The sequence below is a fragment of the Amycolatopsis sp. cg13 genome (assembly GCF_041346965.1).
Taxonomy (GTDB): domain Bacteria; phylum Actinomycetota; class Actinomycetes; order Mycobacteriales; family Pseudonocardiaceae; genus Amycolatopsis.
The window spans coordinates 7,750,292-7,772,135 of record NZ_CP166848.1; the positions used below are offsets into that span (position 1 = coordinate 7,750,292).

Genomic DNA, 21,844 nt, shown 5'->3' on the forward strand with positions numbered 1-21,844 from the left:
TGCGTGTGCTCCGGATCCGCCGTGAACTCGTCGACGAGATCGTCGCCCACGCCCGCCGTGACCACCCCGACGAAGCGTGCGGGGTGGTGGCCGGTCCTGTGGGCTCGGACCGCCCCGAGCGGTTCATCCCGATGCTGAACGCCGCGCGCTCGCCGACGTTCTACGAGTTCGACTCGGGCGACCTGCTCAAGCTTTACCGCGAGATGGACGCGAACGACGAGGTCCCGGTGGTCATCTACCACTCGCACACGGCGACCGAGGCCTATCCGTCGCGCACCGACGCGAACATCGCCGCCGAACCCGACGCGCACTACGTGCTCGTCTCGACAAGAGAGCCCGATTCGCACGAGTTCCGCTCGTACCGGATCGTGGACGCCGAGATTACCGAGGAGCCGGTCGAGATCCTCGACTGAACTCCAGCGGAATAAAGCGCGGCGTCCGATGCGTCAGCGTGTAGGAACCCACCCGGAGGTAAGAACCATGGCCGTGACCGTGTCCATCCCGACCATCCTGCGCACCCACACCGGCGGCGAGAAGTCCGTCGAGGCGGCGGGCAAGACCGTCCTCGAGATCATCGACGACGTCGAGTCGCGGCACGCCGGGCTGAAGGCGCGCCTGGTCAAGGAGGAGAAGCTGCACCGCTTCATCAACGTCTACGTCAACGACGAGGACGTGCGCTTCTCCGGCGGGCTCGACGCCGAGGTCAAGGACGGCGACACCCTCACCATCCTGCCCGCCGTCGCGGGCGGCGCGCGCTGAGTCGATGACTCGCTACGAGTCCCTCCTCGACGCACTCGGCGGCACCCCGCTGGTCGGCCTGCCCCGGCTTTCGCCGACCGACGAGGTGCGGCTGTGGGCGAAGCTCGAGGACCGCAACCCGACCGGCTCGATCAAGGACCGGCCCGCGCTGGCCATGATCGAGGCGGCGGAGCGGGACGGCATCCTGCGGCGCGGGTCCACGATCCTCGAACCGACCTCGGGCAACACCGGGATTTCGCTGGCCATGGCCGCGAAGCTCAAGGGCTACGGCCTGGTGTGCGTGATGCCGGAGAACACCTCCACCGAACGCAAGCAGTTGCTGCAGGCGTACGGCGCGCGGATCGTGTTCTCGCCGGCCGCGGGCGGTTCGAACGAGGCGGTGCGGCGGGCCAAGGAGCTGGCGAAGCAGAACCCGGACTGGGTGATGCTGTACCAGTACGGCAACCCGGCCAACGCGGACGCGCACTATCGCGGGACCGGGCCGGAGCTGCTGAAGGACCTGCCGACGCTGACCCATTTCGTCGGCGGGCTCGGCACGACCGGGACGCTGGTGGGCGTCGGGCGGTACCTGCACGAGACCAAGCCGGACGTCCAGGTCATCGCGGCCGAACCCCGGTACGGCGAGCTGGTGTACGGCCTGCGCAACCTCGACGAGGGGTTCGTGCCGGAGCTCTACGACGAGAGTGTGCTCAACGGACGCTATTCGGTGGGGGCGTACGACGCTCTCCGGCGAACGCGGGAGTTGCTGGAGCACGAGGGCATTTTCGCCGGGATCTCCACTGGCGCGGTGTTGCACGCGGCGCTCGGAGTCGCGGAGAAGGCCGCCGCTCGCGGCGAGAAGGCGGACGTGGCTTTCGTGGTCGCGGACGCCGGCTGGAAGTACCTGTCGACCGGCGCGTATTCCGGGTCGCTGGACGAAGCGGCAGAACGGCTTGACGGTCAGCTCTGGGCCTGACCGTACGTGAGGGGAACCCTGATTCCCTCGGGGTTCCCCTCACGGCAGTAATCCCACGACGAGTGCGCGGACGCCTCGTTCGTAACTGTCTTGTGCGGTAAGGGTTTCCCAGCGCGGCCCGATCTCGGCGAGCGTGGGGAATTCCGTCGCGTCCAGTTCCGCGAAGACTCGCTCGCGGTAGGTGTCGCCGCCCTGGTCCCGTCGCCGCGCCGCCGCCGCGCGGGAGCTGATCTCGCCCAGCGTGTAGTGCCACACCGCTCGGTAGACCTCCACTGCCGCGTCGATCGGCAGCCCCGCTTTTACCGCCGCCGCAACGATTTTCTCCGGATACCACAGCCCTCCGACGGACAGCAGGTCGTCGGAGCGCAGGACGTCCACGATCCACGGGCAACTCGCCAGCCCGTCCCGCATCGCCTTCGCGACCGCCACGATCCGCTCCGCCGGTTCCTCCGGGAGGTTCTCCGGCCGAGGCATCTTGCCGTGCGCGTAATCGTCCAGCAGCAGGAGAAGCAGGCCCTCTTTGTCGCGCACGTGGTGGTAGAGCGCCATCGCCGTGCTGCCGACCTCGCGGGCCAGCCGCCGCATGGTCAACGCGTCGACGCCGTCCTCCTCGATGACCCGGTGAGCGGCGGCCACGATGTCGGCCTTGGAGATCTTCGGCGGTCGGCCGGTGCGCGCTGGCATGTCGCCATGCTACTTTTTATACATGTATAAAAACTACTGGGGGACGGTCGCCGCGCTGGCGTTCGCGGTGGCGGTCGGGACTTTGCAGATGACCGTCGTGGTGCCGTTGCTGCCGCAGCTGCAGGTCAAGCTGGGGGTGCCGCTGAGTTCGGTGTCGTGGGCGCTGACCGCCGGGCTGCTGGCGGGCGCGGTCGCGATTCCGCTGGTCGCGCAGCTCGGCGACCTGTACGGCAGGCGCACGATGTCGCTGGTCGTGCTCGCGTTGCTGGTCGGGGGATCGGTGCTGGCGGCAGTGGCGGACTCGTTGCCGCTGCTGGTCGTCGGCCGGATCCTGCAGGGCGCGGCCGCGCCGTTGCTGCCGCTGGCGATCGGCCAGGTCAGGACCGTTTTGCCCGCGCGGTCGCTGCCGACCGCGATCGGCATTCTGAGCGCGACCATCGGTGCCGGGAGCGGCGGCGGGATGATCCTCGCCGGGCTCGCCGGGGGCGATCACCAGCTGGTGTTCTGGGTGCTGGCGGCGCTCGGCGTGGTGGCGTTCGCGCTGGTCGCCGCGGTCAAGGAGGACCGGACGGCCGCGGTGCGGAGCGGTTCGCCGGACCTGCTGGGCGCGGTGCTGGTGTCGGGGTGGCTGATCTGCCTGCTGCTGGCGATCAGCAAGGGTTCCGAATGGGGCTGGGCGACCGTCGGGCTGCTGGTTGCGGCCGTCGTGCTGGCGGCGGTGTGGGTGATGACGGCGCGGCGCACGAAGACGCCGTTGATTGAGATTCCCATGCTGCTGCACCGAAAAACAGTCGGTGCGACGGTGGCGTCGTTCCTGCTCGGGTTCGCGTTGTTCGCCACGATCATGACGCTTTCGGCGTACACGCAAGGCGTGCTCGGTGCGTCGGTGTTGCAGGTTGGGCTTTATCTCCTGCCGACGACGATCTTGATGCTGGTGGTTTCCGTGCTGGCCGGCTCGTTGATGCGCCGGTTCAGCGCGCCCGCGCTGGTCGCTGGCGGTTCGGCGGTGGTGCTGGTGGCCGCGTTGTGGCTGACGACGTTGCCGGGGGACGGGCTCGGGCTTTATGCCGTCGCGGCGGTGCTGGGGCTGGGGATCGGGCTCGGTTACGCCGCGCTGGGGACGATGGCGGTCGAGCACGTCGAGCCCGCGAAGACGGCCGCCGCCGGCGGGATCAACGCGCTGGTCCGGGTGGTGGGCAGCAGCCTCGCCGGAGCGGTGGGCGCGGTGGTGCTGTCGGCAGGCGGTCCGGGATGGAGCTTCGCGGTGGCGGCGGTGGCCGCATTGCTTTCCGCCTTGTTCGCCGCTGCCTATGGAAACTTGCTCCGGAAGCCCGCAATGGTGTGACTAGCGGTCCGTGAAGGGCTCCTTGAAGGAATCTGATTCCCTCAAGGAGTCCTTCACGGCAGGTCACCCAGGGGCCAAGTTCAGGGATTTCTCCCGAGGCCGTCCGCCTCCCGCCGACGTAGCCTGAGGACGTGAGCACACTGCCTCCCCTCCCGCCGACGTCGCCGCCGCCCGTACCAGGCGGCGGCAAGCCGGTCGACGCCGCGAAGCGCATCCTGCCGCCCAATCCCAAGGCCGCGGCGTTCGTCGCGCTGGGGTTCGTCGGGGTGCTGTACCTCGTGGAACTGCTCGACGTGATCCTGCCGGGCAAGTTCACCGACGGCGGGATCCTGGCACGCCACGCGTCCAGCCTCGACGGCATTCTCTGGGCGCCGCTGCTGCACGCCAACTGGTCGCACCTGTTCTCCAACACGGTGCCGGTGCTCGTGTTCTCCTTCCTCGCGATGGCGGCGGGCATCGGCCGGTTCGCCGTGGTCACGGCGATCATCTGGGCGGTCTCCGGGATCGGGGTGTGGCTCGTCGGGCCGTCGGACGCCTACACCGTCGGCGCGTCCGGGCTCGCCTTCGGCTGGCTCGCCTACCTGCTGGTGCGCGGCCTGTTCCACCGGTCGCTCGCGCAGATCGCGGTCGCGGTCGTGCTGCTCGGCGTCTGGAGCGGGATGCTCTGGGGCCTGCTGCCCGGCAACCCCGGCATCTCCTGGCAGGGCCACCTCTTCGGCGCGCTGGCCGGCATCCTCGCCGCGTGGCTGACTTCACGCGGCGAACGCGTCAAATCCCCGAAGATCGAGCCGACGACGCCGGGTAACCTCGGGGCGTGAGTTCTCCCGGCGCGCCCATCGGTGTTTTCGACTCCGGCGTCGGCGGGCTCACCGTCGCACGCTCGATTCTCGAACTGCTGCCTGCCGAACGGCTCCGCTACGTCGGCGACACCGCGCGCAACCCGTACGGCCCGCTGCCCATCGCCACCGCTCGCGAGTACGCGTTGGAAGCTCTCGACGGCATGGTCGAGAGCGGAGTGAAGGCGTTGGTGATCGCGTGCAACACGGCGTCCGCGGCCTGCCTTCGCGACGCGCGCGAACGCTACGACGTACCAGTCATCGAAGTGGTCCTTCCCGCCGCGCGGCGGGCCGCCGTCGCCACACACAGCGGACGCGTCGGCCTGATCGGCACCGAAGGCACTGTGCGTTCGAGGGCGTACGACGACGCCTTCGCCGCCGCGCCGGACGTACGCCTCACCAGCGTCGCCTGCCCGCGTTTCGTGGACTTCGTGGAGCGCGGCATCACGACCGGCCGACAGATTCTCGGGCTGGCACAGGGTTATCTGCAGCCGTTGCTCGAAGCCGAGGTCGACACGCTCATCCTCGGCTGCACGCACTATCCGCTGCTGTCCGGCGTGCTGCAGATCGTGATGGGTCAGGACGTCACGCTCGTCTCCAGCGCCGACGAAACCGCCAAAGACCTCTACCGCGTGCTGACCGAACTCGACCTGCTCGCCGAGCGCGACGAGCCGCCGAAGCACGAGTTCCTCGCCACCGGTTCGCCGGAGCCGTTCGCCCGCTTGGCGCAGCGGTTCATGGGCTTCGCGCCGGGTGCGCTGGACCCGGTCAGCGCGTGACGCTGCGCCGCTGCTGAGCGGAGTTAGGGTGACGGGGTGCGACTGACGATCCTCGGGTGTTCGGGCAGCATCCCCGGGCCGGACGCCGCCGCGTCCGGGTACCTCCTGGAAGCGGAGGGCTACCGGCTCGGTCTCGAGCTGGGCACCGGCGCGTTCGCCCAACTGCAGACCGTGCTGGACCCGTTCGACCTGGACTCGCTCGTCCTTTCGCACCTGCACGCCGACCACTGCGCCGACGTCAACTCCCTGACAGTGCTTCGCCGCTACCACCCCGCGCCGCCGTACCCGGCGCGGCCGAGGCGGTTGCCGCTGTACGCGCCAGCAGAAGCACCTTCGCGCCTCGCGAACGCGTACGCAGCCGATGCGGCTGAGCGCGCAGCTGCGGATCTGTCGGACGTGTACGAGTTCCACGAGCTGCGCGAAGAGCGGATCGAGATCGGTCCCTTCGACGTGACCGCTGTCGCCGTGTACCACCCGACGCCCGCTTTCGGCCTGCGCATCGCGTACGGCGGCACCATCCTCGCGTACACCGGCGACACCGGGCTGTGCCGCGGCCTCGGCGAGCTTGCCGACGGTGTCGATGTCCTGCTCTCCGAAGCGTCCTGGACCGATGCCGCCGACCGTCCGGAAGGCGTGCACCTGTCCGGAAAAGAAGCCGGTGAACTGGCCAAGGAAGCCGGGGTCGGCCGTCTGCTGCTGACCCACGTCGCCCCGTGGACCGACCGGAATGCCGTCCTGGCCGAGGCCAAAGCCGTGTTCCCGGACGCCGAGCTAGTGACGCAAGGCGCGGTCTACGACCTCTGATCGCGAAAGTGTCAGAGGTACGTCCTAGAGTGCTCCCCGTGGTGAGAAAAGATGGCAGGAACGACAACCAGCTCCGCGAAGTGAAGCTCACCCGCGGGTTCCAGAAGTGGCCTGCCGGGTCGGTGCTCGTCGAGTTCGGCAACACCAGGGTGCTGTGCGCGGCGAGCGTGACCGAGGGCGTGCCGCGCTGGCGTGCCGGGTCCGGTCTCGGCTGGGTCACCGCCGAGTACGCGATGCTTCCGTCCGCGACCAACACCCGCAGCGACCGCGAAGCCGTGAAGGGCCGGATCGGCGGCCGGACGCACGAGATCTCCCGGTTGATCGGCCGCTCCCTGCGCGCCTGCATCGACCTGGCCGCGCTCGGCGAGAACACCATCGTCATCGACTGCGACGTGATCCAGGCCGACGGCGGCACCCGCACCGCCGCGGTCACCGGCGGCTACGTGGCCCTGGCGGACGCGATCACCTGGCTGGGCGCGGCGAACCGGCTCAACGACCCGCAGCCGCTGTCGTCCTCGGTGGCCGCGGTGAGCGTCGGCGTCGTGGACGGCCGGGTGCGCCTTGACCTGCCGTACGAGGAAGACTCGCGCGCCGAGGTCGACATGAACGTGGTCGCCACCGACGCCGGAACCCTCATCGAGGTGCAGGGGACCGGCGAGGGCGCCACCTTCGCGAGGTCCACTTTGGACACCATGCTGGACCTGGCGCTGGCCGGCTGCGAGGAACTGACGCGGCTGCAGAACGAGGCGCTGGCCCTGCCGTACCCGGGCGAGCTGCCGGAACCGCGGCCGGACAAGAAGAAGGGCCAGAAGTGACCAAGCTGCTGCTGGCCACCCGGAACGCGAAGAAGCTGGGCGAACTGCGCCGGATCCTGGAAGCGGAAGGCATCCAGGGCGTCGAGGTGCTCGGCCTGAACGACGTCGAGGAGTTCCCGGAAGCCCCGGAAACCGCTCCCGACTTCGAAGGCAACGCGGCGGCCAAAGCGCGGGACGCAGTAGCCGCCACCGGGTTGCCCGCCATCGCGGACGACTCGGGCCTGACCGTCGACGCCCTCAACGGCATGCCCGGGGTCCTGTCCGCGCGCTGGTCCGGCAAGCACGGCGATGACGAAGCGAACCTGAACCTGGTGCTGGCGCAGCTGACGGACACCCCGGACGAGCGCCGGGGCGCGGCCTTCGTCTGCGCGGCGGTACTGGCGCTTCCGTCCGGCGAGGCCACGACGGTCCGCGCCGAATGGCGAGGCACGCTGACGCGGGAAAAGCACGGAACCAACGGTTTCGGCTACGACCCGATCTTCGTGCCGGAAAACGAAACGAAAACCAGCGCGGAACTTTCCCCGGCGGAAAAAGACGCCGCTTCCCATCGGGGCAAAGCCCTGCGCGCACTTCTGCCAGCCCTGCGGAAACTGGCCGACGCATAACTGACGGGTTCGCCCCGGAGCCGCGCTGGTGGCTCCGGGGTGGGCCTGCGGCTAGTCTCGGCAAGCATGTGCGCCAATATCGTCCTTGCCGAAGACGATCCCAAACAAGCGGAACTGGTCCGCCGCTATCTGGAACACGAGCAGCACACCGTCACCGTCGCGCCCACCGGCGAAGCCGCACTGGCGGAAATCCGCACGGCAGAACCCGATCTGCTCATCCTGGACGTCATGCTCCCCGGCATGAACGGCCTGACCGTCTGCCGGACCATCCGGGCGTCCTCCGACCTGCCGATCCTCATGCTCACGGCCCGCTCGACCGAGGACGATCTGCTCCAAGGCCTGGACCTGGGCGCGGACGACTACGTCACCAAGCCCTACAGCCCGCGTGAACTCATGGCTAGGGTCCGGACCCTGCTCCGGCGAACGAACGCGGCGAAAGACGGTCCCATCAAAGTCGGCACGCTGACCGTCGACAAAGACAAACACGAGGTCGCGGTAAGCGGAAACCCGATCGAAACCACTCCGGGAGAATTCCGGATCCTGGAGGTCATGGCCGCGCGGCCGGACCAGGTTTTCACCAGGGCGCAACTCTTGGAACACCTGCACGGTTTCGACCGCTACATCACCCAGCGCGCTATTGACGTGCACATCATGAACCTCAGAAAGAAAATCGAACCCAATCCGAGAAAGCCGGCGAAACTCCTCACGGTCTACGGCGTGGGCTACAAACTGACCGCCAAGTCCGATGCCCCGTAGCCTCCTCTTCCGCCTCTTCGCGGTCACCGCGGCCATCGCGGTGTGCGCGATCGCCGCCACCGCCTGGCTGGCTTCCCGGACCACTTCCGGTGCCATCGAACGAGAACAAGGCCAGCTCTTCGCCGACGACGGCACGATCTACCAGGCCCTGCTTTCGTACGCGGCGACCCATCCCACGTGGTCCGGCGCGAGCAAAACCATCAACGACTACGCGGACAAAACCGGTCGCAAAATCGTCCTGACCACCCCGCAGGGCAAACTGATCGCCAGCTCGGAACAGAACCCCGGCAAGCTCCCGGCGCAGCCTTCCGCGGTCATCGACCCCTTGGCCGTCGACACCCGCCTCGGCATCAAATCCACCCCCGACCGGATCGACCCCGACGCGGTCGGTCCCTACAAGCTCCCCGCGGACGAACGCGACGACCTCCAGGAGGTCGCCGAAAAAGTCCTTTCCTGCACCCAACGCCGAACCGGCCTGGGCAGCCTGGAAATCTCCCCGAGCGGCCATCCGAGGGTCATCGCCCCCGCTGGCACCGCCCAATGCGGCACCGCTCTGCTGGAACGCCCCACCGAGACCGAGCGAGCCGCCCTGACCAAGCTGTCCGGCCTGATCGACGCCTGCCTCGGCCGGAACGACAGCACGATCCCGGTAGCCAAACTGGGCTTGTTGTGGACCTTCGAGGGCCCGGTCGTCCAAACCACCGACCAGACCATCACCAACTGCGTAACCTCCGCCCGCAAAGAGCAGCTGACCCCCTACGTCGCACCCGCGGCCTGGCTCTACATCACCGAAAAAGGCACCGACCAGCCCCCGACCGGCTTCACTCTGTCGTCGGAAAACCGCACGAAGCTCATCGCCGTCACCGCCGCGATCCTCCTGCTGACGGTCATCGTCACCGCACTGGCGTCGATCCGCCTGATCCGCCCCCTCCGCGCGTTGACCGGCGCCGCCCAACGCCTGAAAGCCGGCGAGACGGGCGCCCGGGTCCGCGTCAAAGGCAAGGACGAGATCGCCCGCCTGGCGACCGCGTTCAACGACATGGCGCGGGCGAGGGAAGAGCTGGAGAACGCCCGCAAAGCGATGGTCAGCGACGTCGCGCACGAACTGCGCACGCCGCTGGCCACCATCCGAGGCTGGCTGGAAGCGACCCAAGACGGCATCAGCCAGCTGGACGACGACCTGGTCGCCTCCCTGCTCGAAGAAGCGGTCCACCTGCAACACATCGTGGACGACCTGCAAGACCTGGCTCTGGCCGACGCCGGCGCGCTGCGCGTCCACCCGGAACCCATCGACGCGAACACCCTGCTGGCCCACCTCGCCGCCGCCCACGCCCCGCGCGCCGAAACCGCGGGCGTCCAGCTTTCCGTTCCGCCGATGGAAAATCCGGCCATCACCGCGGACCCAGTACGCCTGCGCCAAGCCCTCGACAATCTGGTCTCCAACGCAATCCGCCACACTCCGCCCGGCGGCTCAGTAACCGTCACCGCGACCCAACGGGAAAGCGACGCGATTTTCGAAGTAACCGACACCGGAACCGGCATCTCCCCAGAAGATCTGCCGCGCGTTTTCGACCGCTTCTGGCGCGCCGACCCGTCGAGAAGCCGAATCTCCGGCGGCAGCGGCCTAGGCCTGGCAATCGTCCGCAAATTGACCGAAGCCCACGGCGGTGAAGTAACCGCCACCAGCACTCCCGGCGAAGGCACGACTTTCACTGTGCGCTTCCCGGCAAATTTCCACGGGTAGCGCTTGCTGGCCGGCGTCGGCAATGCTGTGGGCGTGGAGTACGTGTCCAGAACGCCGCGACCGCCGCTGGACGGGCTCATCGACGACCTCTACTACCTGGAGGGCGCGCCGCCGTATGCCCGCCTGACGCTCCCGCCAGCACCGACGGCGCTGCTCATCGTCAACCTCGGCGCGCCCTTCCGCATCCGTACCGTCCTCGCGACGGCCGAGTACGCCGACGGCTGCGTGATCACCATGCCCACCCGCGCGTACGAGTTCGGCTACCCGCCCTGGACCCGGTCCGTCGGCGTGCACGTCAAACCGTGGGGCCTGGCTCCGTTCCTGCGGATGCCCGCGACCGAACTGTGCGACCGTCCGGTGACGCTAGACCAAGTCTGGGGCCGACCCGCCGTCGCCGAGTTGCGAGATCGCCTGGCCACGGCAAACAACCCGCACCAGATGCTGACCCTGCTGGAAGACGAGCTGCTGCGTCGGCTGCAGGAGACCTCCGGCCTAGGCCTGGTCCGCCACACAAGCCGCATCATCGCCGCGACCAACGGGTCGATGCCGATCGGCGACCTGACCGCGGCAGCCGGAGTCAGCAGCACCCATCTGGCAAAGCGGTTCAAGGAACTCGTTGGTGTCACCCCGAAGCGGCTGGCCCGCACCCACCGCTTCACCGCAACCGTGTTCGCGCTGGACCCCACCGGCCCGATCGACTGGGGCGACGTAGCGGGTCGAGCGGGCTACTTCGACCAGGCCCACTTCGGCCACGAATTCCGCGCCTTCACCGGCCTCACCCCGACCCAGTACGTCGACGTCCGGCGGCGCTTCCTGCGCGAACACCCCGGCCACACGCTGAACAACTGGCCGCTGCCGACCGATTGATTTCTTACAAGAGCGACCGCCCGCCACCCGCTAATTTGGGGTCACCCCAATGCAAAGGAGACTCCGTGGGCAAGGTCGTCATGTACAGCTCCGTGTCGGCGGACGGCTTCATCGCCGACGAAAACGACCAGCCCGGCCCCCTGTTCGACTGGTTGACCAGCGGCGACGTCCCGCTGGACGACAGCGGCGCGCTCAAAGTGTCGCAGCCGTCCTATGCCTACACCCGCCAGTATTGGGACCAGATCGGGGTGACGATCGTCGGCCGCCGCGTCTTCGACCTGACCGACGGCTGGGACGGCAAGCCGCCAAGCGGAATCGACCACGTAGTCGTAGTGACGCACCGCCCAGCCCCCGAAGGCTGGAACCCCGAGGCGCCGTTCCATTTCGTCGACGGCGTAAAATCAGCCGTAGCGAAAGCACAAGAGCTCGCAGGCGACCGCATTGTCGAGGTCGCCGCAGGAGATGTCGGCGGCCAGACACTAGCAGCGGGCCTGATTGACGAGGTACGCATGGATATGGCACCCGTCATCTTCGGCTCCGGCAAACGCTACTTCGGCTCAGTCAACGCACAGCACCTGCTGGAGAACCCCGATGTGGTTCAAGGCGACCGGGTGCTTCACCTGCGCTATCAGGTACGTCGCTGACCAGGCGCGGAGAGGCTTGTCCAGCCTCTCCGCGCTCCGGGAAACAATTCAGGAAGCAATTCCCAAGTCCCGAATCAACTTGGCCACGTGCCCAGTTGCCCGCACGTTATAGGCGGCTTTGGCAATCTTGCCCTCCGCGTCCACGATAAACGTAGACCGGATCACCCCCTGGTAAACCCTTCCGTAATTCTTCTTCTCCCCGAACGCGCCCCACGCGGACAGCACTTCCTTGTCCACATCGGACAACAGCGGGAACGTCAGCCCCTCCGCTTCCACGAACTTGGCCAGCTTCTCCGGCTTGTCCGGCGAAATCCCCAGCACCTGATATCCCGCGTCGTTCAGCTCCGCGAGATTGTCCCGGAAATCGCAAGCCTGTTTGGTGCACCCCGGCGTCCCCGCGGCCGGGTAGAAGTACACCACCACGGACTGGCCGCGGAAGTCGCTGAGCGAGACGTTCTTGCCGGTGCTGTCCGGCAGGGTGAATCCGGGCGCTTCGTCGCCCTCGGCAAGTCGCTGGTCGGTCATGGAGACGAGGGTAATTCAGGCGTCTCCGCAATAGGTGACGACGGCGGGCTCGCCCGTGCTGGGCCGCACCTGCACCGCCATCCGCGCACTCTCGGCGGGCACCGCGAAAGCGAGCGTGACCTGCGTAGACCGGCCCGGCAGCAGATCCTTGCCCGCGTCGGAAACGCCGCCGAGACCCTGCGTGGCGTCCACAACCTGCTTGGCGGGCTTCCCAGCGACCGTCGCGGTGACTGAGAGCGCGGAAACCCGGTACGGATCAGTGCCGTTGTTCGTGACCTGGATGTAGAACGCCGCAGCCCGGGCACTGCGCGGATACGCCGCCGGGCTCGGCTGGAACGACTGCGGGGCCGACAGCGACACCGTGATCCCGCTGGCGAACCGGTGGTTGGCGCCGAACTGCAGGTCACCGGAGGCTTGCGCGGCTGCGGGCTGCGCCGCCGGGTTGCCGACGCCCATCGCGGCCGAGCCTTCCCGAGCGTTGACCCCGCCGCAGGCTGCCACGGAAAACAGCAGGCAGGCGGTCAACAGCAGTTTCGGGGTGCGCGGGGGCGCCATCGCGGGGGTACTCCAGTCGGGGCGGGGCGGTGTGCCGTTCGGCGTAGTTGCCGAGCGGACCCGCTCCACTCTGGCGGCACTAATGCCGTCACGGTGCGGAAGACGCGGACCTGGTGTACAGCCGTGGCCGATCCGTGATCGAAAGAGCACTCCGGGTGACAGTCATCACCCCGATGTCAACGGCCGCAAGTCGGGATTCAGACCGCGAACGCGAACAACAGGATGAACACTGCGACGCCGGCGCCCCACGCGACCATGAGCCAGCCGAAGTCGCGCACCGGGTCGACCGCGCGGCTTTCCTCGCCAGGGATGTACACGCCGCGGTTTTCGAACCAGTCCGCGCATTTGCGCAGGACCCGCAGCGGATTGCGTCCCGGCACGGCCCACACCTCCCCGATCTCCGGGCCCAGCCTACGGGTTCGCGAGCGTTTCGCGGCGGTCGAGCCCGGCGATGCGCACGGCGAGTTCGACGAACGAGCGGACCAGCGGCGGCGTCGAATCCTCGCGCCACGCGACCACGAGCCGACTCGGCGGATAGTCCGCCAACGGAACCGTCGCGACGCCTTCGGGAAACGAGTGCGCGAGCGGGGCGAGCCCGACAGTTCCGTTCCACAGCACGGCTTGCAGGCATTCGTGCACCGTCCGCACGACCGGCCCGCCCGCGCCGCCGCTCCAGAACGCCTGCCACTGCGGGTCGGTGCCGTCCGGGAACCGGAACCACGCGCGGTCAGCGAGTTCCTCCCGGCGCACCTCGGCGCGTCCGGCCAGCGGATCGTCCGCGCGCAGGACGACGCCCATCGGGTCGGAACGCAGCACGTGCGTGCGGATTCCGGTGGTGTCGAACGGAATTCGGGTGAGCGCGACGTCCACGAGCCCGGCGCGCAGCCCGGTGGTCGGGTCGGTGAGATCGGCCTCGCGGACGCTGATCCGCACGCCCGGATGCCGTTCGCGGAACTCGCCGGCGAGCCGGATCCCGACCGGTTCGGAACTGTCGGCGAGGGTGCCGAGCGTGAGCGTCCCGGGTCCAGCGGCCGCGGCGACCTTCGCGCGGGCTTGGTCCGCTGCCTCGAGCAGGGTGCGAGCCTCGTCGTAGAGCGCGGTTCCGGCAGCGGTGAGCGTGACTCCGGACGGCGAACGGTTCAGCAGCGCCGCGCCGAGGTCGGTTTCGAGCTGTTTGATCGCGCGGCTCAGCGGCGGCTGGGTCATGTGCAGCCGCGCCGCCGCTCGGCCGAAGTGGCGTTCCTCGGCGACCGCGACGAAGTACCGGAGCGAACGGAGATCCACAACCAGCGACAATACCCGTGCGGTATCGGGAAAAGCGGATCGGTCTTGGACACCGCGCGGGCGCGGCGCTGGACTGGAAGGGTCACTGATCCCGCGTTCCCGAGGAGCATCCGGCGATGGCCGACTATCCGTATCCCGATCCCGTCGTGCAGACCTCGCAGGTGCGCGAACTCGCCCGCGACCTGGTCGTGGTCCCGAACCGGGGCGTGCAGCTCGTGCCGAACGTCGGCGTGGTCGGCGGGACGCATTCCGTGCTGGTCGTCGAGACCGGCATGGGGCCGCGCAACGCGGAAACCGTGCTGAAATTCGCGACCGAGTACGCGCGCGGCCGCCGGATTTACCTCACCACCACGCATTTCCACCCCGAGCACGCGTTCGGCGCGCAGACCTTCGCCGGGGCCGCGACCTACCTGGTCAACCGCGCGCAGGCGACCGACCTCGCCGCGAAAGGGCCCGGCTACCTGCAGATGTTCACCGGCCTAGGAGAGCCGGTCGCGCGCCAGCTGGAGGGCGTCGAACTGCCGGCCCCGGACGTCGTCTACGACTCTTCGCACGACCTTGACCTCGGCGGGCGCGTCGTGCAGCTGCGCGCCACCGGCCGCGCGCACAGCAAGGGCGACCAGGTCGTGACGGTCCCGGACGCGGGCGTCCTGTTTACCGGCGACCTCGCCGAGACCGGCCAGTTCGCGATCTTCCCGTGGTTCCCGCCGCACGACACTGACGTGTCCGGGATCCGCTGGATCGAGGTCATGCGCAAGCTTTCGCAGCAGCGGCCGGAAATCGTCGTCCCCGGCCACGGCGACATCAGCGGTCCGGAACTGCTCGACGACCTGCGCGCCTACCTCGAACTGCTCCGCGACGAGACCTGGCGTCGCCGCGATTCGGACATGGCCGAGGCGACCGTGATCGCGGAGGTGCGGGACGAGTTGATCAAGCGGCATCCGGAGTGGGAAGGCCGCGAGTGGATCGACACCGCCGTGGCCTGCCTGTGCGCGGAGCACGTCAGTCGCGGTTGAGCAACGGTCCGAGCGTCTTCACGATGGCCTGCCGGGTCGCCTGGGTTCGCTGTTCCGCGGTCAGTTCATCGGTGCGGGCGAGCATGGCTTGCGACGCTCCGCGCACCGCGCCGGCGAACGCGCCGGTCAACGTGCGGGCCGTGACGTCGTCGAGTTCCTCGGGAAAGGCTTCGGCGAGGATTTCGGCGATCCGGCGCTCGGCGTCGAACTGGATCTGCAGGGCCCGGCCTTGGACTGCGGGCACGGTCTGGAGCAGCCGCATCCGCAACGGGGTCAGCTTGCCGATGATGTCGTCGCTGACCTCGCCGCCGTCGGCAAGGACCCGGACTAGCAGGTCGATCGGCCGGTCGTCCGGAGCTCGGTCCGCGAGGGCTTCGAGCAACGCCTGCACGCGGCTTTCGGCGTCCGGGAACACCAGTTCTTCCTTGCTGGCGAAGTAGCTGAAGAACGTGCGCGTGCCGATGTCGGCGGCTGCGGCGATGTCGGCGATGGTCGTCTCGTCGTAGCCGTTGCGCGCGAAGAGGTCCGTCGCCGCGTCGATCAGGGCTTGGCGGGTGCGGGCGCGCTTGCGATCACGAAGAGACACTTCGGCAGCTTACGACACTGGATGCAAATCTACACTCATTGCAGAACTGCACTGAGTGCGGATATCTTGGAGGGCATGACTCGTGACGTCCTCGTGTGCGGTGCCGGGATCGCTGGCTCGACCCTCGCGTTCTGGCTGGCGCGCAACGGTTTCCGGCCGACTGTCGTAGAGCGGGCGGCTGGCCAGCGCAGCAGCGGCAACCCGGTGGACGTCCGCGCTGGCGCGATGGAGGTCGCCGACGCGATGGGCGTTGTGCCGCGGTTGCGCGAGGTCGCTACGCATGCGAAGCGGCTGCGAGTGCTCAACGCGCGCGGGCGTTCGGTGACCACGGTGCGAATGGCCGTGCGCAAGGAGATCGAGGTCCCGCGCGCGGATCTTGCCACCGCGCTGTACGAATCGGCGCGCGACGACGCTGAGCTTCTCTTCGACGACACCATCACCGCGTTGCAGCAGGACGACGGCGGGGTTGACGTCACCTTCGAGCACGCTGCTCCGCGCCGGTTCGACCTGGTGATCGGCGCGGACGGCGTGCATTCGGCGGTGCGGCGGCATGTGTTCGGCGCCGAGGCGAAGTTCGTCCGGCACGCCGGGCTGTATGTCGGGACGGTGTCGCTCGGCGAGCCATCCGACTATCCGGAGGACGTGGTTCTGCTGAACACCCCGGGCCGGCTCGTGGCGATCCATCCGGTGCGGGGAAATTCCGGCGTCGCGTTCATCTTCCGCGCGCCGAATCCCGGACAGGACAAGGAAATCGTGTCCACCGCCTACCGGGGTCTCGGCTGGCGGGTCCCGGAGTTGCTGGCCCGTTTCGAAGCAGCGGATGACGTCTTCTTCGACGCGGTTGCGGTGGTCGATCCGCCCCGCTGGTCGCACGGCCGGGTCGCGCTGGTCGGCGATGCCGCGTCGTGTGTCTCGCTGCTCGGCGACGGTTCGAGCCTCGCGATCGTCGGGGCGCACACCTTGGCCACGGCGCTCGCCGACGGGACCTACGCCGAGGCGTTCGCGCACTACGAGACGACCCATCGAGCGCGCGTGAAGCCCAAGCAGCGCGGGGTCCGGACGGCGGCATCGATGCTGGTCCCGCGCACAAAACGGGGCTTGGCGGTCCGCAACCTCGCGGCCCGGCTGCTGCCCGGCTAAAAGAATTCCTTGACACGAATATTCGACTTGGTGAATACTTCTGTGCATGGACGGGATCGCCGCAGCACTCGCAGACACCACCAGGTGGCAGCTGGTCGAACTGCTCGCTGAACGGCCGCGGTCGGTCGGCGAACTGGCCGAACTGACCGGGTTGCGGCAGCCGCAGACGACCAAGCACCTGCAGACCCTCGCCCGCGCCGGCCTGGTCACCATGGCCCCGCTAGGGCAGCGCCGGGTCTACGCGGCCGAAGCGGCTCCGCTGCGGGAATTCGCGGACCAGCTCCAGAAGCTGGCCGCGACGATCGAGGCGCACGCGGGAGAGCGCGACGTGCTCGACCGTTACCGCGCGGCGATCGAGGCCGACACCGCCGCCGCGGACCGGGATCGCTGGGCCGACGGTCGCGCGTTCTCCTTCGAGCGCGTGCTGCCGGTGCCGCCGGAAACGGTCTGGCGGTACTGGACGGATGCCGGGTTGCTGGCGTCGTGGTGGGTCCCGCCGTCCCTGACTGTCACCGAGTGTGTCCTCGAACCGGAGCCGGGTGGGCGCGTCGTTCTCGCCTACCGCGACGCCGAAGGCACCTACCGCTCGGAAGGACAGGTCCGGACCGCTCGCGAAACCGAGCGGCTCGGGTTCGACCTGTCGGTGCTGGACGCGGCCGGAGCCGTCGCGTTCAGCGGCCACTACGACCTCGCCCTCGCCGCCGCGGCGAACGGCGGCACCCGGCTGCGGCTGGGTCTGGAAATCAGTGCGACAACCATCGAGGCCGTGTCCGCCATCGCCGGAATCGAAACCGGCTGGGGACAGGTCCTCGACCACCTCACCGAAGTCATCACCCGAAAGGAAACCCAGTCATGACCGAGCGTCGTGTCACCGCCAACCTCGCCCTGACCCTCGACGGCCGCTACCACGGCCCGGAAGGCCCTGGCGACATGAGCGCGATCATCCCTTACGTCACCACGGAAACCGCCCGCAACCAGATGACCCGTATCTGGGAGAACGCGACGACCGCCCTGCTCGGCCGCCGCAACGCGGAAGGCTTCCTCGGCTTCTGGCCGACCGTCGCCGCCGACGAAAACGCCGACCCGCGCGATCGCGGTTACGCGAAGTGGTTGGTGGACACGGAAAAGGTCGTCCTGTCGAGCACGCTCACCGAATCGCCATGGGAGCGCACGCGCGTCGTGAACGCGCCCGCCGCCGAGGTCGTCGCCCAGCTCAAGGCCGACGGCGAGGGCGACATCCTGGTCAACAGCAGCGTCAGCGTGATCAAGGCGCTGCTGGCCGAGGACCTCATCGACACGCTGTACCTGACCATCTGCCCGCAAATCGCCGGCGGCGGCCCGCGCCTGTTCGACGACGGCCTTCCGGGTACTAAGTGGACAGTCGCGCACCAGGAGACCGGCGATCTCGGCGAAGTGGCCCTGGTTTACCACCGCGTGCGCTGAGCGGCTTGACCTTCACGCATACGGCAATGTTTAGCGTCGATTGTCATGAGTGAAGGACAGTTTGAAGGCAAAGCCGTGATCGTCACCGGCGGCGGAACGGGCATCGGACAGGTCACCGCACGCGAGTTCGCCAGGCAGGGCGCGAACGTCCTCGTCGTCGGCCGGACTGCCGCGCGCCTCGCCGAAACCGCGGAAGGCGTTTCGCAGATCCGCCCGTTCGCCGCCGACATCACCTCGCCGGGTGCCGCAGAGGAGATTGTCTCTGCGGCACTTGCCGAATTCGGCCGGCTCGACGTGCTGGTGAACAACGCCGGGATCGTCGACCCGGCCGCGCTGGGCGAGATCAAACCCGGCGCGTTCGACGGAGTAGTCGCGACAAACCTGCTCGCGCCGGTCTACCTAGTGCAAGCCGCGCTGCCGCACCTGCGCGATGGTGTCGTCGTCAACGTGACCACCGCGATCGGCCAACGAGGATGGCCGATGGCAGGCCGGGAGTTCTACGCGGCGACGAAGGCCGCGTTGGAGTCGCTGACCCGAAGCTGGGCAGTGCAACTAGCCCCGCAAGGCATCCGCGTCACCGCAGTCGCACCCGGCCCGGTCGCCACCGAGATCTACGCCCGCGAAGGCCTCACCGCCGAGCAGGCCCAAGCACAACACGCCTCCCTGCGGGAAATGGTGCCGCTACGACGCCTGGCCCAGCCGGAAGAAGTCGCCCACTGGATCGTCCAACTGGCCAGCCCCGCCGCCGAATACCTGACCGGCGTGGTCCTGCCCGTCGACGGCGGCGCAGTGATCGCTTAGCGGCGTACGCTCGGGTCGGTGCGGATCGGAGAGCTGGCGAAGGCCACCGGAGTCACCACCAGAGCACTGCGGTTCTACGAGGAGCAGGGGTTGCTGACCGCCGCCCGCTCCCACAACGGGTACCGGCAGTACGAGGAGTCCGCGATCGAGCGGGTGGCGAACATCCGCTACCTGCTCGACTCGGGACTCACCATGGAAGACATCCGCCCGCTGGGCTCGTGCCTGCAGGGCGACCTGCCGTCGCGTCGGCTGTCGTCGAGCGCCATCGCTTTGGTGGACCGTCGGTTGGCGGTGCTGGATGAGCGCATTGAGGCGTTGACTCGGGCGCGGGAGCAGCTGGCTTCGCGTGCGACCGCGTCGCGCGGCGGCGGCGTCGCGTGCGGTTGATATCGCTCCTAAGTCTCATCCTAAGTATGATTCAATCTAAGTAAGATCCGATCATACTTAGATGAGGTCGAGCTTATGGTCGCGTTTCAGGGGCGCACGAACGATCTCGCGCTGCTTGAGCGGCAGCTCCGCCTGGTCAGGGACGCCGCCGCGACCACCCCCGGGCAGGCCGTGATCGTCACCGGCCGTCGGCGGGTGGGCAAATCCCGGCTCGTCCAGGAGTTCTGCGACCGCTCCGGGGTGCCGTATCTGATCTTCCAGGCCTCCCGCGGCCGCAATCCGGCCGCGGAACGAGCCGATTTCGCCGCCGCGATCGCCCAGAGCGCCCTGCCCGGCGCGGATCTGGTCGCCGGGGCGCTTGGCACTGATTGGAACCAGGCCCTGCGCGCACTGGCCGTCGCGGTGCCCGAGGACACTCCCAGCATCGTCGTCCTGGACGAGGTGCCGTGGCTGGTCGAGCAGGACCGCGAGTTCGAAGGCGCGCTCCAGACCGTCTGGGATCGGTATCTGTCGGCCAAACCGGTGCTGCTCTTGCTGGTCGGAAGCGACCTGTCGATGATGGAGTCCCTCCAGGAGTACGGCCGTCCCTTCCACGGACGCGCTGCCCGCATGCTCGTGCGCCCCCTCGACCCGGCCGACGTCCAGCGGATGACCGCACTCGAGCCGGCGGAGGCCATCGACGCGTTTCTGATCACCGGCGGTTTCCCGGAGATCGTCCAGCGCTGGAAACCGGGCACCAGCCGTACCGCGTTTGTGCGCGACCAGCTCTCGGACCCGCTTTCCCCGTTGCTGATGGCGGGAGAACTGTCCTTGCTCGGCGAGGTTCCCGAACCGTCGCACAGCCGCTCGGCCCTGGAGGCGATCGGTACGGGCGAACGCACCTTCGGAACGATCGCCAATCGAATCGGCGCCGGCAACCCGATCCCTTCCGGCACGCTCGCCCCGATCCTGAACACCCTGACGGCCAAGCGCATCGTCGCCGTCGACACTCCGCTGTCCACTCGTCCGGACACCAAGAACAAGCGTTATCGGATCGAGGATCCGTACTTGCGGTTTTGGCTGGCGTTCCTGCAGCGCGGCCTTGCCGAGGTCGAACGCGGCCGCGGCGACTTGGTCGCATCGCGCATCGAAGGGTCTTGGCCATCCTGGCGCGGCCGTGCTGTCGAGCCGGTCGTCCGGACGGCCCTTGAGCGGCTCCTGCCCGACGACCGGCTGCCCGGCGCGGACGTCGTAGGCGGCTGGTGGAACCGGCAGAACAACCCGGAAATCGACCTGGTCGGCGCCGACCGGGACCGGCCCGCGGCGACTCGCGTCGCGTTCACCGGCTCCATCAAGTGGCTGGAGACCGAACTCTTCGGCAAACGCGAGTGGGAAAGCTTGCTCGCCGGATCCATGTCGATCCCCGGCCGCGATCACACGACGCCCTTGATCGCGGTGTCCCGCAACGGCATCGAAGACGGACTGCCGCTGGCCGCGTCGTTCGGTCCCGAGGAGATCGTCGAGGCATGGCGGCGCTGAGAATCCGTCGCTTTCCCGCGGGGAAACCGCTGCGGGACGCTGAACTGTGTCGCATCCGAGTGGGGCCGGAGAGACTCGAACTCTCACTGGCACGGACCTAAACCGTGTGCCTCTGCCAATTGGGCTACGGCCCCCAGGAACCAGGTGTGATCGTAGCGCGCGCCACGTTCGGGTCGGCTCGGCGTGGCCAGTCGCCGTCGCGCGGGGGTTGTCCTCTACCGTGGACCGCCTACAGTCCGACTGCGGCGAGGAGGGCACGTGGCTCGCGACCCCGAGACCATCGAGCGTGAGATCGAGCAGGCGAGGACCGCTTTGGCGGCGACCCTCGACCAGCTGGGCACGAAGGCCAATCCGCAGAAACTCGCCGAACAGGCGAAGGACGGCGTGCGCGCGAAGCTCGACAACCCGAAGGTCAAGTACCCGCTGATCGGGGCTGGCGTGCTGGTTGCGGTGCTGCTGGTGCGGAAGCTGTTCCGCTGACGCTTCGCCTCCCGCGCTGACTCCGGGCCCTCGCGGGTTCGAGGGCAAACGGGGCCGGGCATGGCTTTGGGCATCCGGTTCCGGGCTGCCTGAGCGGCTCTCCGCGACCTGAGCGACTTGCTGGGACCTTCCAGGGGGCGCGGCCTGGCGTGCGCTGGCGCGTTCGCACCGCGCGGCTCAAGGCAGCTCCAGCGGTTACCCGGCGTCGCCTCTCGGGCGGGACTGCTCGGCGGCGGGTGATCTGCCGAATACTGGCTGTTTCATCCCTGGATGGCGGATCGACAGCCTTGATCGTCACGGCGGGTTAACTTCGTGAGAAGTGCCACTGAACCTGGGATCACTCATTCGGCGGTCGCCCGGCTGGGTCGGTTTGGCGGAGCACGTTCGCCGTATTGGGCTACCCCGCCTGGGTGACGCATTGGTTTTTATCCCGCTGTACTGGGCATAGCCGAGCGTTTTGCGGGCTAGACAGCGCCTGGGATGCCGAGACTGTCTCAGGGTGTCGTAGAGCCCGTG

At 68.4% G+C, this 21,844-nt stretch carries 27 protein-coding genes and 1 tRNA gene; 21 read left to right on the forward strand and 7 right to left on the reverse strand.

What is annotated here, in order from left to right; genetic code table 11:
* Positions 1-5: 5 nt before the first annotated feature.
* From AB5I40_RS36470 to AB5I40_RS36480, 3 genes are all read left to right on the forward strand, one after another.
* The gene (locus AB5I40_RS36470; RefSeq protein ID WP_067593663.1) at positions 6-413 is read left to right on the forward strand and encodes a Mov34/MPN/PAD-1 family protein; all 408 of its coding nucleotides are present in this window, start codon (positions 6-8) and stop codon (positions 411-413) included.
* Positions 414-480: 67 nt separating this feature from the next.
* Positions 481-759 carry a MoaD/ThiS family protein gene (locus tag AB5I40_RS36475; RefSeq protein WP_370934711.1) on the forward strand — a complete coding sequence of 93 codons (279 nt, stop codon included), beginning with the start codon at positions 481-483 and terminating at the stop codon, positions 757-759.
* Between the two features lie 4 nt (positions 760-763).
* Positions 764-1,714, forward strand: a complete 951-nt coding sequence (locus tag AB5I40_RS36480; RefSeq protein WP_370934712.1) for a PLP-dependent cysteine synthase family protein — start codon at positions 764-766, stop codon at positions 1,712-1,714.
* A gap of 39 nt (positions 1,715-1,753) precedes the next feature.
* On the opposite strand, the gene AB5I40_RS36485 is transcribed toward AB5I40_RS36480, so the two are convergent.
* A complete protein-coding gene (locus tag AB5I40_RS36485; RefSeq protein ID WP_370934713.1) occupies positions 1,754-2,398 on the reverse strand; it encodes a TetR/AcrR family transcriptional regulator in 645 nt (214 codons plus the stop codon).
* Positions 2,399-2,420: 22 nt separating this feature from the next.
* Here AB5I40_RS36485 and AB5I40_RS36490 point away from each other — a divergent pair, with 22 nt between their 5' ends.
* The 10 genes from AB5I40_RS36490 (at position 2,421) to AB5I40_RS36535 (ending at position 11,593) form a co-directional block, all read left to right on the forward strand.
* The gene (locus AB5I40_RS36490) at positions 2,421-3,743 is read left to right on the forward strand and encodes an MFS transporter (RefSeq protein WP_370934714.1); all 1,323 of its coding nucleotides are present in this window, start codon (positions 2,421-2,423) and stop codon (positions 3,741-3,743) included.
* Positions 3,744-3,874: 131 nt separating this feature from the next.
* Positions 3,875-4,561, forward strand: coding sequence for a rhomboid family intramembrane serine protease (locus tag AB5I40_RS36495; protein ID WP_370934715.1), 687 nt, complete (start codon positions 3,875-3,877; stop codon positions 4,559-4,561).
* The gene (gene murI / locus AB5I40_RS36500) at positions 4,558-5,358 is read left to right on the forward strand and encodes a glutamate racemase (protein WP_370934716.1); all 801 of its coding nucleotides are present in this window, start codon (positions 4,558-4,560) and stop codon (positions 5,356-5,358) included. The genes AB5I40_RS36495 and murI overlap by 4 nt, the downstream gene beginning before the upstream one ends.
* Positions 5,359-5,394: 36 nt before the next feature.
* Positions 5,395-6,162: an MBL fold metallo-hydrolase gene (locus AB5I40_RS36505; RefSeq protein WP_370934717.1), complete on the forward strand. Its 768-nt coding sequence runs from the start codon at positions 5,395-5,397 to the stop codon at positions 6,160-6,162.
* 38 nt (positions 6,163-6,200) lie between these two features.
* Complete coding sequence (gene rph / locus AB5I40_RS36510; protein ID WP_370934718.1) at positions 6,201-6,977, forward strand: ribonuclease PH; 777 nt, start codon at positions 6,201-6,203, stop codon at positions 6,975-6,977.
* Positions 6,974-7,582, forward strand: coding sequence for an RdgB/HAM1 family non-canonical purine NTP pyrophosphatase (rdgB, locus tag AB5I40_RS36515; RefSeq protein WP_344271634.1), 609 nt, complete (start codon positions 6,974-6,976; stop codon positions 7,580-7,582). The genes rph and rdgB overlap by 4 nt, the downstream gene beginning before the upstream one ends.
* A gap of 66 nt (positions 7,583-7,648) precedes the next feature.
* Positions 7,649-8,338, forward strand: a complete 690-nt coding sequence (locus AB5I40_RS36520; protein WP_344271637.1) for a response regulator transcription factor — start codon at positions 7,649-7,651, stop codon at positions 8,336-8,338.
* Positions 8,328-10,082, forward strand: a complete 1,755-nt coding sequence (locus AB5I40_RS36525; protein ID WP_370934719.1) for a sensor histidine kinase — start codon at positions 8,328-8,330, stop codon at positions 10,080-10,082. Before AB5I40_RS36520 ends, AB5I40_RS36525 begins: the two co-directional genes overlap by 11 nt.
* 33 nt (positions 10,083-10,115) lie before the next feature.
* The gene (locus AB5I40_RS36530) at positions 10,116-10,949 is read left to right on the forward strand and encodes a helix-turn-helix domain-containing protein (protein ID WP_370934720.1); all 834 of its coding nucleotides are present in this window, start codon (positions 10,116-10,118) and stop codon (positions 10,947-10,949) included.
* Positions 10,950-11,014: 65 nt separating this feature from the next.
* Complete coding sequence (locus AB5I40_RS36535; protein ID WP_370934721.1) at positions 11,015-11,593, forward strand: dihydrofolate reductase family protein; 579 nt, start codon at positions 11,015-11,017, stop codon at positions 11,591-11,593.
* 48 nt (positions 11,594-11,641) lie between these two features.
* Here the strand turns inward: AB5I40_RS36535 and bcp are convergent, their stop codons facing one another.
* The 4 genes from bcp to AB5I40_RS36555 all read right to left on the reverse strand — a co-directional run bounded on the left by bcp (position 11,642) and on the right by AB5I40_RS36555 (position 13,957).
* The gene (bcp, locus tag AB5I40_RS36540; protein WP_370934722.1) at positions 11,642-12,118 is read right to left on the reverse strand and encodes a thioredoxin-dependent thiol peroxidase; all 477 of its coding nucleotides are present in this window, start codon (positions 12,116-12,118) and stop codon (positions 11,642-11,644) included.
* Positions 12,119-12,133: 15 nt separating this feature from the next.
* Positions 12,134-12,673: a hypothetical protein gene (locus AB5I40_RS36545; RefSeq protein ID WP_370934723.1), complete on the reverse strand. Its 540-nt coding sequence runs from the start codon at positions 12,671-12,673 to the stop codon at positions 12,134-12,136.
* Positions 12,674-12,870: 197 nt separating this feature from the next.
* Positions 12,871-13,053, reverse strand: a complete 183-nt coding sequence (locus AB5I40_RS36550) for a hypothetical protein (RefSeq protein ID WP_116205006.1) — start codon at positions 13,051-13,053, stop codon at positions 12,871-12,873.
* 31 nt (positions 13,054-13,084) lie between these two features.
* Positions 13,085-13,957, reverse strand: coding sequence for a LysR family transcriptional regulator (locus AB5I40_RS36555; RefSeq protein ID WP_370934724.1), 873 nt, complete (start codon positions 13,955-13,957; stop codon positions 13,085-13,087).
* A gap of 116 nt (positions 13,958-14,073) precedes the next feature.
* On the opposite strand from AB5I40_RS36555, the gene AB5I40_RS36560 reads away from it, so the two are divergent.
* The gene (locus AB5I40_RS36560; protein ID WP_370934725.1) at positions 14,074-14,973 is read left to right on the forward strand and encodes an MBL fold metallo-hydrolase; all 900 of its coding nucleotides are present in this window, start codon (positions 14,074-14,076) and stop codon (positions 14,971-14,973) included.
* Here AB5I40_RS36560 and AB5I40_RS36565 read toward each other — a convergent pair.
* Complete coding sequence (locus tag AB5I40_RS36565) at positions 14,960-15,559, reverse strand: TetR/AcrR family transcriptional regulator (protein WP_370934726.1); 600 nt, start codon at positions 15,557-15,559, stop codon at positions 14,960-14,962. The two genes, AB5I40_RS36560 and AB5I40_RS36565, sit on opposite strands and share 14 nt — an antisense overlap.
* 75 nt (positions 15,560-15,634) lie before the next feature.
* Here AB5I40_RS36565 and AB5I40_RS36570 point away from each other — a divergent pair, with 75 nt between their 5' ends.
* From AB5I40_RS36570 to AB5I40_RS36595, 6 genes are all read left to right on the forward strand, one after another.
* Positions 15,635-16,699: an FAD-dependent oxidoreductase gene (locus AB5I40_RS36570; protein WP_370934727.1), complete on the forward strand. Its 1,065-nt coding sequence runs from the start codon at positions 15,635-15,637 to the stop codon at positions 16,697-16,699.
* Between the two features lie 46 nt (positions 16,700-16,745).
* Positions 16,746-17,555, forward strand: coding sequence for a metalloregulator ArsR/SmtB family transcription factor (locus AB5I40_RS36575; protein ID WP_370934728.1), 810 nt, complete (start codon positions 16,746-16,748; stop codon positions 17,553-17,555).
* Positions 17,552-18,142 carry a dihydrofolate reductase family protein gene (locus AB5I40_RS36580; protein ID WP_370934729.1) on the forward strand — a complete coding sequence of 197 codons (591 nt, stop codon included), beginning with the start codon at positions 17,552-17,554 and terminating at the stop codon, positions 18,140-18,142. Before AB5I40_RS36575 ends, AB5I40_RS36580 begins: the two co-directional genes overlap by 4 nt.
* Positions 18,143-18,187: 45 nt before the next feature.
* Entirely contained in the window at positions 18,188-18,943 is a 756-nt protein-coding gene (locus AB5I40_RS36585) for an SDR family NAD(P)-dependent oxidoreductase (RefSeq protein ID WP_370934730.1), read from the forward strand.
* Between the two features lie 18 nt (positions 18,944-18,961).
* Positions 18,962-19,330, forward strand: coding sequence for a MerR family transcriptional regulator (locus AB5I40_RS36590; protein ID WP_370934731.1), 369 nt, complete (start codon positions 18,962-18,964; stop codon positions 19,328-19,330).
* A 75-nt stretch (positions 19,331-19,405) separates the two neighbouring features.
* Positions 19,406-20,848 (forward strand): ATP-binding protein, encoded by a 1,443-nt coding sequence (locus AB5I40_RS36595; protein ID WP_370934732.1) that lies wholly within the window; start codon positions 19,406-19,408, stop codon positions 20,846-20,848.
* 60 nt (positions 20,849-20,908) lie between these two features.
* Here the strand turns inward: AB5I40_RS36595 and AB5I40_RS36600 are convergent.
* Positions 20,909-20,982, reverse strand: a tRNA-Leu gene (locus AB5I40_RS36600).
* A gap of 124 nt (positions 20,983-21,106) precedes the next feature.
* Here AB5I40_RS36600 and AB5I40_RS36605 point away from each other — a divergent pair.
* Positions 21,107-21,328, forward strand: a complete 222-nt coding sequence (locus tag AB5I40_RS36605; RefSeq protein WP_037358573.1) for a DUF3618 domain-containing protein — start codon at positions 21,107-21,109, stop codon at positions 21,326-21,328.
* The last annotated feature ends 516 nt before the right edge of the window (positions 21,329-21,844 follow it).